The organism is Halioglobus maricola, assembly GCF_009388985.1.
Classification (GTDB): domain Bacteria; phylum Pseudomonadota; class Gammaproteobacteria; order Pseudomonadales; family Halieaceae; genus Halioglobus; species Halioglobus maricola.
The window spans coordinates 3,707,189-3,720,273 of record NZ_CP036422.1; the positions used below are offsets into that span (position 1 = coordinate 3,707,189).

The window sequence follows — 13,085 nt, forward strand, 5'->3', positions numbered from 1 at the left end:
TATCGCGCCCAAACTGGCGATCTACGCTGACGCTTCTCCGTGGACGCTCGGATTGTGTCTGATTCCAGATATGGCATGCAATAAGATCTGTCTATTGCCAGTATCAGGTTTTCCGCTTTATTGGCAACTATCCTCAAGTACTGACATCGCGTTCAGCACTATGGAATCCGCTTCGCGCAGATGCAAAAAGCACAAGACTGAGAAGCCCTGACGCCAGGGCAACCTGGCCAATAGCCTCTCCCAAAGCCCCTTCGCCAACATAATAATATTCGGCCGTCATCGGCACCAACACGGGGGCCAGTCCGAAAGCCAGCAGATAGATCAGGAAAAAAACAACCGCGGATAAACGGCCGCGGAGGTTAGATGGCGTGTAGAGCTGGACTATCAGGGTCGGCATAATACCCACGGCGCCCGCACAGAACATGAATATAAATATTAGGACCATCGCTACAATGATGTTACCAGAGTTACCGGCGAAATAAGCTGACCCGGCGGCCCCGACGATACACAACATGACTAAATTCACCATCGCATCTATGCGCTTCGAGCGAATTAGATAGCGGATAATTGCTGGTAATACGATAGTTCCGCTCACGCCACCAACAAGTGCGGCCAGGCCTACCCTGTAGCCCGCCTCAATCGCTGTAAGATCGAATGTCCTGGCGAAGAAAGTTGGCGCCCAAAGCGCGATGCTCGCCAGATTCATCAATAATAAAGCCAGGCCAAGGAATGCGCAGGTGTAGAACCAGCCGTAGCTCTTAAGGTGCGTAAGAGTTAGCGATTTTGAATCAGTATCAATGCGACCCAGATCCTCCCTAGGTGGTTCCTTGCTGGCGAGAACAAAAACCAGCGCGAGAACCAGGCCCGGCACTCCAACCCCGATCAGGGTCAAACGCCAGGGTTCGGCAGCACCGATCCAGGGCAGAATCACATGCAACCCGGACACCCATTGCAAGACCATTGCGCTCATCAGTGCCGAGCCAGTGCTGCCAACGGTTGATCCCGCAACATAGGCGGCGGTGGGCAGGGGGCGATCATTGCGCTCAAACATATCACCGATCATGGAAATCGCAGCTGGCCCAAGCAAGGCTTCGCCAAAGGCAACGCCTGCCCGCAGCCATAATAGTTGCTCGTAGCTCTGGGCAAACCCAGAGCCAACAGTAAGAACACTCCAGATCACAACACCGAGAGTAATCAGCCACTTGCGGTTCCATCGATCAACAACAAAAGCGGCCGGGATCAAGGTTACGTTGTATACGATGAAAAAAGCCGGACCCATCAACCAACCCAGCTGTACGTCAGTGATAAGCAGTTCGGAGCGAATATCCGAGACCAGCACAGCGAGCACCTGCCGGTCGAGAAAAGAAACTACCGAGAGGAGCGCCAGTACGATCGAAACTGCCCAGGCCCGACGATAAGAGCGCACGGTGTCGATGCCTTTACTGCTCTGTGAGTTCGGCGTAGCGGCCACTGTAGAAAAGCAATGGCTTCGCCTCATCTCCTGCACTGGCGGATAGCACGCGACCTATCAAAATCACATGGTCACCACCATTTACCCGTGTCTCGATTTCGCACTCAACGCTTGCCAGTGACTCTGCGAGTACCGGGCAGCCACTCTTCCCCTCCTCCCAGTCACCATCATGTAGGGCGTGCTCCGCCTTCTTTGAGTAGCGTGCGGACAGATACTGCTGGTCCTCGCGGAGAATATTGACTGCATAGCGACCTACTTTTTCAAAGTCCGAGAAACAGTCTGAGCTCTCGCCGATGGACCACATTACCAATGGCGGCGACAGAGATAATGAGCAAAAAGAATTTACCGTCATACCGAAGGCGGGCACCCCGTCGGCTGAGGTTGTGATTACACAAACACCGGTAGCGAACTTGCCGAGAATATCCCTGAAATCGCGATTATCCATCACTCATCTGGCCCCAGTCTCCATAAGATCGAATCTGGTCCAGGTTCTTTCGGGTGCGTGGCGCCCTTTCCATCTCGTGCAAGGATTCCGGAATAGCTTCTTCCTGCAACTGGTAGCCGATAGTGATTACTGACACCGGCCTGTAGACATCAGGGACGTCAAAAGCGCTCTGCACAGAGGCTGCATCAAACCCGGCCATCTGGTGCGCCATCAGGCCCATCTCAGTAGCCTGGAGGCAGATACTCAGTGCGGCCGCCCCAGTATCATAGATGGCCCAGGGGTTTTCCTGGTCCGGCTCAACAAACCGGGTACGGGCAACGGCAACGATAAACACCGGTACTACTGCGCACCACTTCTGGTTCAACTCCCACAGGGACTCGAACACGGCCTGCCTGGCATCCGGGCTTTCCTGCAGCGAACAAACCAGGAAACGCCAGGGCTGAGCATTATTGCAGGATGGCGCCCAACGGGCCGCCTCCATTAATGACTCCAGCTGATCGGGGGTGGGGTTGCGTTCAGGATCGTAAGCCCTGCCGCTCCACCGCCGGGTCAGTAAGCTGGCAACCTCTGTGGAAGTTTCAGTCTCTTTATCGAACACGGTACCCCCTACTGCTCACAAAACCTTTTCGCAAATCGCCAGGAACTGGGTATCGGACAAGAGCTTGCGCTGAATACGCCCCTCCGCCTTAACCCTGTCGGTGATCTCCCCCATCTGTTCCTTGGTAGCTTCAAGGCCGTGCTTTTCAAGGAAATGGGCAATTGTGGAGCGGCCGCTGTTCTTCCCCAGCACGGGCTGCCCGTCTGGCTGTCCCACCAGCGACGAAGCAAAGGCGCCGGTTACTTCGGGAACCTCAAAACCAATTGAGTCGAGTTTGCGCATGATATCCACACCAATGCCCGACTCGGAATTGAACAGGCCCCGGCCCACAATCGGCTTGTTGGGCCCAACGGCCTGGTTAGTGATATTTTCAAGCAGAATGGAGGTCTCCATAATTTTGTTGAGGTTCACCCCAGTGTCGACACCCGCCAGTACCTCCAGCATAACCACGACCTCTTCCGTCGAGGCGTTACCGGTGCGCTCTCCAAGCCCATTTACGGATGTGTGAACCACCTCTGCACCGGCGGCAACCGCCTCGAGCATACCGGCGTTAGCAACGCCGAATTCGTTGTGATTGTGGTATTCCAGCACAGTATCGGGCAACCACTCCTTGAACTGTTTCACCAGGTAACCCGCCGACCTGGGCAGGGCGCAACCAAGTGTATCCACAAGTACGATAGACTCTGGAGCACAGGCATTGAAAATCTGAGTGTAGACATCCTCGAGGTAGTCAAAATCATCAGCCCGGGTCAGGTCCCAACCCATAAAGGTGGTCTTCAGGCCCTTCTCCTGAGCGTAGCTCACCACGTCGATGCAGTTATCAATGACCTGCTGTTTATCGATTCCGTAGGCCTGCTGAATCAGATAGGGATTCATGATGTGCTCGACGATGACAGATTTCACACCGCACTGTTCAGCCAGGTCGACATCGATACGGTCGGTACGACAGAAGCCCACCACCTCGGAATCAAGGTTCATATCTACCATTTGCCGTATACCCTGGCGCACCTCCTCAGAGATGATTGGCATGCCGGCTTCGATCCTCGCTACCCCGAGTTCATTCAAGGCTTCTGCGATCCGCAGTCTGTCCGCCATGCTGAAGGCAAGGTTAGAGGTTTGCTCCCCATCGCGCAGGGTGACATCGTGTATCTTGATGCTGCGCCCGTCCAGGCCCATATTGTTGTCCCCCATAAAGTTCAGGGGGGAGGCCCAGTATTCGCCTTCCTTGAATGAGCGTTGCTTCTTCAACCTTTCAATATCGTACACGATGCTATTTCCTCAAATTACGTTCGTCTTCGGGGTCAAACCACGGGCAGCGCGCTTGGGTCCGCTGCGGCTTCTGCTTCCCTCAGGCATTGGGCATAGTCCTTGCCCGCCCTGAATTGCTGTAGCAAAGTGTCAGGGTCAAACGCGTTGCCGATGGGATTGGCGAGGTAGGCTTCGGAGGAGAAAACCGCCTTGGACTCTTCCGGCGTAGGGTGATTGTCCAGTTGCAGTTCTACTTCGGTGCCGTCCGGATCCGCATAGTAGAGCGAGGTAGTTATCCAGTGGTTGATGGCCCATCGCGGCACTATCCCCTCTCCCTTCAAGCGCTCGTATGTCGACAACAGGTCGTCAGCAGAACCATAGGTATAAGCATAGTGCGCCACGGCCGGACTCATCGGGTCCTTGTCAGGGCATTCGGGCGGCATATTCACGAAAGCAAAGCGGTGATGCTCATCGTCATAGGTCATAAATGTGAGCTTTTCGTTGGCAAACATGGGCTCCGCGTGGAATACCGTTGTGTACCAGTCAACCATCTCCTTATACCGCTTGGTCTGGAATACGATGTGTGCCATGTAGGCGGGAACGATCTTTTTCTTTTCTTCGCTCATAATTGATTCTCTTCGGAATTTTAAGGTGACTGAATAATCGCAGGCGTGACTTCTCGCCGGGAGAACTTCCAACCGCCAGGCGTTTTCACGAAATGGTCGTGAAACTCTGCCACGCCTATGGGGCCTTTGACTGCGGGCGGCGCCTTGCCATCACCCTCGGCCTGGTAGATCGTGCACTGCGTAACAGACTCTGCTTCAGTACCGGTGGCGCTCAGGAAAAACGGAGCGCCAACTAGGTGCCGGGTTACGACGGTTTCTGGTCTTCCCTCCCATAGCGAAGCGATTTCCGTATGCCCTTTTTTGACCCCATCCGGCCGAATAAAGCTGCCACCCTCACTGAACAGGGAAACCGCATCAGAAAATAGGCGGTGATCGACGTAGTAAGCAAAGGCATTGATCAGGTCTGTGCACTGCCTTCTATCCTCGTGAAACTCGTTAATCATACTGGGTCTGTCCTTTCCAAAGATGGAGCAAGCGAGATCGCGCACTTCTAACTGACTAATCTGATTGTTGATGCGTAGAGGGCTACAGGCAACAAAATATCCTGATGGGCGCCATGGAATTTTTTAGTCGTAGTGGGTCCAGAGTCGACACCAAGAATTCTGAATAGCCGCTATCAATGGGTTTTGTCGTAAGCCATCCGTTGCCGTGCTTACAATACACGCGCTGTGTTTAACCGGGAAAACGAAGACTGTGACGACTCAGGCCTGGAACATCAACGAAGTTTTGAGTGAAGACAAAAAGGAATGGATCGAGTCCATCGATTACATTCTTGATGCTTTTGGCGAGGAAGGCGTCAGGGAGATTCTGCGTGGCTTGCAGGATCATGTACTGTCACGTGGCGTTCCACTGAACGAGGCCACCCTGAACACGCCCTACATCAACACTATCCCCGTATCACAACAACCCAAGTATCCCGGCGATATAACGCTGGAAAAGAAAATCGAAAATATCATCCGCTGGAATGCCATGGCCATGGTGCTTCGGGGACAGGACCAGGGAACCGGTGTGGGTGGCCACATTGCCACCTATACCTCTGCCGCCACAATGCTGGAGGTGGGCTTCAACCACTTCTTCCGTGCCCGCTCTGAGTCCTATGGGGGTGACACGGTGTTGGTACAGCCCCACGCCGCTCCCGGTGTTTATGCCAGGGCATTCCTGGAAGGCAGGCTACCGGAAACCCAACTGAAAAACTTTCGTCGGGAGCTACAACCCGGGGGAGGCCTGTGTTCCTACCCGCACCCACGATCAATGCCGGACTTCTGGCAGATGCCCAACGCCTCAATGGGCCTCTCCACACCGTCTGCAATCTACCAGGCCCGTTTCGCCAAGTATCTCGAACGTCGTGGCCTCAAGCCGGATAACGGCGGCAAGATTTGGTGCTTTATCGGTGACGGGGAATCGGACGAACCGGAAGTACTGGGCACGATCAATATCGCAGCCCGTGAAGGTCTCGACAACCTGGTCCTGGTCATCAACTGCAACCTGCAGCGACTCGATGGCCCCGTAAGGGGCAATGGCAAGATTATCCAGGAACTGGAGAGAACCTTCCGCGGCGCGGACTGGAACGTCATCAAGACGATCTGGGGAAGCGGCTGGGACAGTCTGCTCGCCCGGGACACTAACGGCGTCCTGCGCAAACGCATGGAGGAATGCGTCGACGGGGACTACCAGTACCTGTCCATACTCCCTGGTAATGTCCAGCGCGAACACTGGGTTGAGGACAACCCAGACCTTTCCGCGATGATGAACTCTCTCACAGACGAGGAGATCAAGGAGATCAAACGGGGCGGACAGGACCCGAAGAAGGTATTCGCAGCCTTTGATCAGGCAGCAAAAAGCAAGGGGAAACCGACTGTCATCCTGGTTAAAACAGTTAAGGGAGACGGCATGGGGGCGGCAGCCCAAGGGCGCAATACAGCCCACCAGAAGAAAGATCTCAGTCCCGAAGAGCGGCTGGAGATAGCTCGCAATTATGAAATCCCCCTTAGTGACGAAGAGGCCCGTGATGCAGCGTTCTACCGGCCTTCCGATGACAGTCCGGAGATCGAATACCTTCAGCGACACAGGCAAGCACTGGGTGGCCACCTTCCTTCACGGCGGGTCGACTGTCCCACCCTGCAGCCACCGACAGACGAAGAACTGAAGACATTCGTCGCGGGTACGGGAGAGCGGCAAGTATCAACCACCATGATCGTGGTACGAATCCTCTCGAAATTACTGAAGAGTAAAACCCTGGGGGATTATGTTGTCCCCATTGTCCCTGATGAAGCGAGAACCTTCGGCATGGATGGACTTTTTAGCCAGGCGGGCATCTACTCACCACAGGGCCAGAACTATACGCCGGTGGACCATGAAAGCCTGACCTACTATCGGGAAGCCGAGGACGGCCAGATCATGCAGGAAGGCATTTGTGAGACTGGAGCCATTGCGTCATTCATGGCTGCCGGCACCGCGTATGCCGTAAACGGCGTGCCGACTATACCCTTCTATATTTTCTATTCGATGTTTGGCTTCCAGCGCGTGGCCGATATGATCTGGGCTTGCGGCGACATGATGTGCCGCGGCTTTTTGCTGGGGGGCACCGCCGGCCGAACCACGCTGAATGGCGAGGGGCTGCAGCACCAGGATGGCCACTCGCATGTTACCGCTGCCACCATTCCCAACCTGAAGTCCTATGATCCAGCCTTCGGTTATGAACTTGCGGTCATCATTAAGGACGGTATCAGGCGCATGTATACCGAGGGTGAGAACATTTTCTACTACCTCACGGTATACAACGAAAACTATGCCATGCCCGAGATGCAGGATGTGGGGGGTATCGAGGAGTCCATACTCGCTGGCGGCTATTGCTACAAAAGGTCGACGGGGGACGATCCTGCCGTCAACCTGCTTAGCAGCGGCCCGATCATACAGCAGGCCCTGCAGGCGGCGGACACGCTTGAATCCATGGGCTTCAGTGTGAATATCTGGAGCATTACCAGCTTTATCGAGCTTGCCCGGGAGGCCGAGGAATGTGAGCGGATTAATCGCCTTTCATCCCCAGGAGGTTCAATAACGCCATTCATTGAAAAACTGTTTGCTAACGAAGAAGGCATATTCGTAGCCGCAACAGACTACATGAAAGCGCTTCCCAACATGATCGCCAAGTGGGTCCCGGGACCGTATTTGGCTCTAGGAACGGATGGATATGGGGTGAGTGAATCCCGTCCGGCCTTGAGAGACTATTTTGAGATCAGCAGGGACTATATCGTTCACGCCTCTCTCACTGAGCTACTTCGCCAGGGGACCATCGACAGCGTTCGCTTTTCTGAACTATCGGCGGAACTGAGCATCGACCCGGGCAAACCCAATCCAACTGACAAGTAAGCGATTCGACAACGCCAATATGACTTCTATTCCTCTTATCCTCCCCGCTCTGGGCGATGACGCGAGCACCTCGGGTGAGATTATCAGCCTGTCTGAAGCCGGGTCTTCTCTCCGCCGCGGCGATATATACTTGGAAGTCGAAACTGACAAGGTGGTTGTAGAGGTGCCTGCGGAGTCCGACGGAATTATATCCAGACTTTCGGTCGACGTTGGCGATACCGTAGCGGGTGGAGATGAAATCGGCGAGATTACCCTGGGATCGACAGAGGAAACAGATAAAGCCTCCCCTAAGCCCGATGATAGTGAGGCACCTCAGGCAACAGAAGGCACACAACACAGTATAAAAGCAGATGTGGCCCACCCGGTGAACAATGCAGCAACTGATACAGCAGAGACGCCGACTACCGCCGCCGGTCCCGCAGCCCGCAGGCAGGCGCGGAAGCTCGGAATCAACATCGAGGACGTTAAAGGCACTGGGACCCGCGGTCGGGTAACCAAGGAGGACATCATTGAGTATGCTAAATATATTATTACCGCGAAAAACAGCGGCTCAAACCCTGGGGCGGCTGCCCGTGAACTTCCCGATATTTCCCAGTTTGGCCATGTTTCCAGAGAAAAGTTGAGCGGAATTGCCAAAGCTACCAGTCGCAATATGCAATTCGCCTGGAGCGAGATACCCCATGCCTGGGTGCAGGAAGAAATCGATATCACAGAGCTGGAGCAGCTACGCAAACAGGTCAAGGCCCAAACCAGGGAGCCCATCCCTCTCACCATAACAGCGATACTTTGTAAGGTAATGGCACTGGCACTCAAGAATTATCCACACTTCAATGCGGTGCTGGATCGCAATCACGAAGAATTAATTCTACGTGACTACATCAATATTGGTGTTGCCGTCGACACCCCCAGGGGCCTAGTCGTTCCGGGCATACGCAACGTGAACGAGATGAACGCCATACAGATAGGCCACGAGCTCAAGAACCTCAGTGAGAAAGCAAAGGCTTCAAAACTCGCAGAAAAAGACTTTCAGGGAACTGGTTTCACCATTTCAAATCTCGGCGGCGTGGGTGTAAGCGGCATGTTCCCCGTTGTGAACTGGCCGGAAGTAGCCATCCTGGGCGTATCCTCTAGCCGCGAACAGTGTCGCCTCAGTGACGGCCAGGTAGAAAACCGGCTGATGATGCCGCTTACTCTCGGATTTGATCACCGTGTCATTAACGGCGCAGACGCCGCGCGTTTCCTCGGATTCGTTAAACGAATTATCGAACAGCCGGCGACTCTGCTAATTGAAACCTGAAAAAAAACCAATAACGGACATATGCATTTCAAAATTGTTGGACCTGCATCAATCTGAAAGAATCAAGCTATCACCCTGTATGAAGTAGGCCAATTCACAAACAAGGAACCGGGCACATGACAGAAACAAACTTTGACGTACCAGTGTTGATAGCCGGTGGTGGGCCAGTCGGAATGGTGCTTGCGCTTGAATTGGCCAGGCACGAGATTCATTCCATCCTGTTAGAGCGCAATGACACAACCACCAGTCATCCGAAAATGGACCTGACCAACGGTCGTAGCATGGAGTTATTTCGTCGATTGGGCATCATTGATGAAGTACGCGCGGTGGGCGTTCCCGAAGACCAGACCATGGACATCATCTATGCAACCAGCGCCACCGGCTACTGCCTGCACACCTTCGACTACGGCACCCCGGAGGAGCATAAGCAGCGTTCGCGCGAGACTAACGACGGCACCATGACGCTTGAGCCCTACATGCGGGTTTCCCAGGTCGTACTGGAGCCCGTTCTTAAACAGGCCATTGACGATAGTCCGTTTGTCGACGTGAGGTTTGGCAACAAGTTCGAGGACTTTTCTCAGGACGCAGACGGCGTTACCAGTACTGTTTCAACTAAGTCAGGGTCCTACACAGTTCGTAGCCAATATCTCGCCGGGTGCGATGGCGGCGGTAGTCGGGTGCGCGATATCGCTGGAATCGAGCTGGAGGGTGATTTCGGAATCGTTCCGATCTACATGGTGCATTTGCGCTCCTCAGACAAAGATGTACTAGCGAAGTTCGGAGCGGCTTATCACTTGCAGACAGGGTTCGGTACCCTGATCGCACAGAATGGCAAGGACATCTGGACCTTGCATGTCGTTCTGAGCCCGGACACCGATCTAGACAGTATCGATCCGGCTGACCTTGTTAAACAATTTGCAGGGACTGACTTTGACTACGAAATCCTCGTGGCAAACCACTGGACACCGCACCTTGTGGTTGCTGAAACGTGTCGTAACGGCAGGGTTCTGCTCGCTGGCGATGCTGCACACCAGTTTATTCCCACCGGGGGCTACGGCATGAATACCGGCGTGTGGGACGCCGCTGACCTGGGCTGGAAGTTGGCTGCAGTGCTCAATGGATGGGGTGGTGAAGCTCTGCTCGACAGCGTTGAGGAGCGTCGCAAGATCGCCCTGCAGAATCGCGCAGCCGCTATCAGCAATATGACCGACCGCTTCGCAATTGAAGGCTTCATACAGGAACAACGCGCACAGACTGACATTGAATCCGCCGATGCAGAGATGATCCGCTCACAAATCTCCACTGAAATAGAGAGAATCGGCAATGCAGAAAATGAGAGCTGGGGTATCGAACATGGCTACAGGTATATTGATTCAAACGTCATAGCCTATCCACAGGACAGCAGCGAAGCGCCAGAGTTTGATCATCTGCGCGCACAGCCTAGCGCTTGGCCCGGATCTCGCTTACCTCACTTCTATCTGGGTGATGGGCAACCTATTTACGACAAACTAGGCAATGAATTTACCATCATCTGCCTTGATAGTGCTGATACAGCCCCTCTGGAAGAGGCCGCCAGCGAACTAGGTGTGCCAATGATTACACTAAGCATCTCGAATGATGAAAACCTGTCGAGTATGGGTAAATCACTCATTCTGGTGCGCCCTGATCAGCACATCGCCTGGAGCGGTAATTCAATGCCCTCAGACTGTTCATCACTCCTGAAGAAAGTGGTAGGGCAAGTCTGAGCCAGTCTAGGAAGAAGTTCGGAGTTCGGTTTGGAAAAGCTGTTACAAATCTTCGGCTTGCTGCATCCCGGTACCGAAACCGATCCACAACAGGTTCGGGATAGTCTCGGTTTCGCACGTGCAGCACCCTCCCCCAGCCTTTTCTTGCTATTTTACATCATCTTACAGACCACAACCCACCCTCTCCCAGCTACTCCTAAGCGGCAGGTCGGCCGTTCAAATCGGCCCAGGCGGGCCAATTCCTAGTCGGTGTATACCGGACACATGGTTTACATCTTATACCGGCGCTAAGTGTCAAGATAGTTGTCGCCCGGCCTCGCCGGCAGCCCCTTCTTCAACGGGCTCTGGGTTCAGTACAACCTCCTCAATCCTCGCCCCGTTACGACTCACACCACTCCAGCTTTCGAACTCAGGATGAAGAGGGTAGCTCTCAATGTGACTTAGCCGGGAAACAAATCAGGTTCCGCTGGTACAGGAATAAACATGCGACGATACTCTTGGAACATATCTCGAAATTCTCTCGCCTCCTTCTCACCTGCCAAACGAACGTTGCTCACCAGGTAATGAAGGGGAGGCTCTCCAACATCCGTCAAGGGTCTCCGGCACGCTATAAGCTCGACAAAGTAGATTTTGCCAGCGTGATTTTCAAATTCATGCAGTAGCTCCCTTGGAACACGACATGGGGCATCGATAAGGTTCTTGTTACGATAGTCTGGAAAGACCAAGTTTATCTTTGAACCACTGAGACTCCACCCAGCCCCTCGCTGTATCCGAAGTAGCCCCCGTGACTCCGTTCTTATTGAGGGCATCAAGGCCCAACCGGCCCGCGGTTTACAAGGTCAGGATTGCCCTGACACCGCCAACCAGCACGCTGCTTTGGCCAGGATTTTTTGCCGGATTGCGCACATACTGCAAATCCGGTGTCAGTGAAAAATTAGGCGATAGCTGAAACTTGTAGGACGTCTCAATCACGGTTTCGTTATCCAGCCCTGGGCCATGCGTTTTGCGCGACGGTTTCGCCCAGCCCAAACCAACACTCCAGACCTGATCCATGCGAGGCTTGATCTCAACGCCAATTGAGGCGGCATCCTCGGCAGCAACGCCTGCTCCACCATCTGAGTGACCCAGGCGAACAAACGGCTGCCATCGCTCGTTCCATTGGTAGGTGGCACTGGCCGTCCACCCCTGCCCGGCAGGGATGCCAGCTGCGCGGCGCGCATCTTTTTCCCACCAGGTAAACTGTATGCGCTCTCGGTTACGACTCTCCATGGACGGCGTCCAACCTATCTCGACAGACTTCAACCATTCGTGTTCGTCAAAGGTGTCGCTATCAAAATCACCGCTAACTGCATTGCCATCGTAGACCTGCCCGCCCAACCAGATATTCGAAGACACAAAGCCTTTGGCCACCATGCCAAGTGCACCAATGCCCGTGGTCGCGAGGGTCGGATTAACCAGGAAGGAACGGTTGATAAAGCCACGTGAGAATGTCTGGAAGGGAAAAGCGTCGAGATAAGCATCAAACGCCAACCGGCCCACCGCAACGGCAGATCGGCCATCGTTGAAGCGCTGGGTCCAGTTAAATACGGCTAGATCGGTATCAAAATTGTCCGAGTAGCCGAAACCTGTGTTGAGGGAAGTGGTGCCCAGTGCCGCGGCCAGCGACTGAGGGGCCAGCTGCGAGAAAGCCTCCGAGCGGTTCTCTATACGCCATTCAAGGCTACCTGCGTGACCCGTGCCTCGACCAAAAGCTGTCCAACTACCCTGCAGGCGATAAATTCCTCCAAAAGCGTCATCGTCATCGATCATGCTGCCGCTTGCTGCCTGGTACAACCAGTAGGCATTTACACCCAGAGTAAAACCGTGGTCTTCGTTCAGTTTTCGCTTCCAGTCGAACCAGGGGCCAAAGGTCCGTTGCAAGGAATCGAACTGGTAGAGGGAGCTTCGAGTTTCATTACTCTCCCGCAGCTCTTCCGATACGCTGGACGGCCCGCCGAATCCCGGCGCGTCGCCATAGCCCGACTGATAAGGGGCCTTTGCCTCATCGCTGGGGGGCTTAGGAGGGGCGTCTTCGGCCTGCGCTGCCGTGGCGACAATGGCTGCCATTGCAGGTATACACACTCGCCTGATTAGCTGTGCTTTGATCATCTTTCCCACCATGACAATTTGCGTATCGGCATAAGAGCCGCCCGGGGCCATTCGAACATCAACATGATCTCGCCATTTTCTGTAAGTTATAACAAGATACCCCTTCCCACTATTCCTGATGGTGGGCTGCAGAGCTGA

At 54.2% G+C, this 13,085-nt stretch carries 10 protein-coding genes; 3 read left to right on the plus strand and 7 right to left on the minus strand.

Features of this window, described 5'->3' with window-relative positions:
• Window positions 1-133 precede the first annotated feature (133 nt).
• Genes EY643_RS16915 through EY643_RS16940 form a run of 6 tightly spaced genes read right to left on the minus strand, consistent with a single transcriptional unit; the run spans window position 134 to window position 4,831 of the window.
• Window positions 134-1,426: an MFS transporter gene (locus EY643_RS16915; RefSeq protein ID WP_170287443.1), complete on the minus strand. Its 1,293-nt coding sequence runs from the start codon at window positions 1,424-1,426 to the stop codon at window positions 134-136.
• A 13-nt stretch (window positions 1,427-1,439) separates the two neighbouring features.
• Window positions 1,440-1,916 carry a flavin reductase family protein gene (locus EY643_RS16920; protein ID WP_153240346.1) on the minus strand — a complete coding sequence of 159 codons (477 nt, stop codon included), beginning with the start codon at window positions 1,914-1,916 and terminating at the stop codon, window positions 1,440-1,442.
• Window positions 1,909-2,514: a nitroreductase family protein gene (locus EY643_RS16925; RefSeq protein WP_153240347.1), complete on the minus strand. Its 606-nt coding sequence runs from the start codon at window positions 2,512-2,514 to the stop codon at window positions 1,909-1,911. The genes EY643_RS16920 and EY643_RS16925 overlap by 8 nt, the downstream gene beginning before the upstream one ends.
• Before the next feature lie 15 nt (window positions 2,515-2,529).
• A complete protein-coding gene (locus EY643_RS16930) occupies window positions 2,530-3,780 on the minus strand; it encodes a LeuA family protein (RefSeq protein WP_153240348.1) in 1,251 nt (416 codons plus the stop codon).
• 35 nt (window positions 3,781-3,815) lie between these two features.
• Window positions 3,816-4,388: a VOC family protein gene (locus EY643_RS16935; protein WP_205743093.1), complete on the minus strand. Its 573-nt coding sequence runs from the start codon at window positions 4,386-4,388 to the stop codon at window positions 3,816-3,818.
• Window positions 4,389-4,408: 20 nt separating this feature from the next.
• Window positions 4,409-4,831 carry a nuclear transport factor 2 family protein gene (locus EY643_RS16940; RefSeq protein ID WP_153240349.1) on the minus strand — a complete coding sequence of 141 codons (423 nt, stop codon included), beginning with the start codon at window positions 4,829-4,831 and terminating at the stop codon, window positions 4,409-4,411.
• 250 nt (window positions 4,832-5,081) lie between these two features.
• Here EY643_RS16940 and aceE point away from each other — a divergent pair, with 250 nt between their 5' ends.
• From aceE to EY643_RS16955, 3 genes are all read left to right on the plus strand, one after another.
• Window positions 5,082-7,757, plus strand: a complete 2,676-nt coding sequence (aceE, locus tag EY643_RS16945; protein WP_153240350.1) for a pyruvate dehydrogenase (acetyl-transferring), homodimeric type — start codon at window positions 5,082-5,084, stop codon at window positions 7,755-7,757.
• A gap of 19 nt (window positions 7,758-7,776) precedes the next feature.
• Entirely contained in the window at window positions 7,777-9,054 is a 1,278-nt protein-coding gene (locus EY643_RS16950; protein ID WP_153240351.1) for a dihydrolipoamide acetyltransferase family protein, read from the plus strand.
• 116 nt (window positions 9,055-9,170) lie between these two features.
• Window positions 9,171-10,799 carry an FAD-dependent monooxygenase gene (locus EY643_RS16955; RefSeq protein ID WP_153240352.1) on the plus strand — a complete coding sequence of 543 codons (1,629 nt, stop codon included), beginning with the start codon at window positions 9,171-9,173 and terminating at the stop codon, window positions 10,797-10,799.
• An 831-nt stretch (window positions 10,800-11,630) separates the two neighbouring features.
• Here the strand turns inward: EY643_RS16955 and EY643_RS16960 are convergent.
• Window positions 11,631-12,905 (minus strand): carbohydrate porin, encoded by a 1,275-nt coding sequence (locus EY643_RS16960; protein WP_170287444.1) that lies wholly within the window; start codon window positions 12,903-12,905, stop codon window positions 11,631-11,633.
• Window positions 12,906-13,085 lie beyond the last annotated feature (180 nt).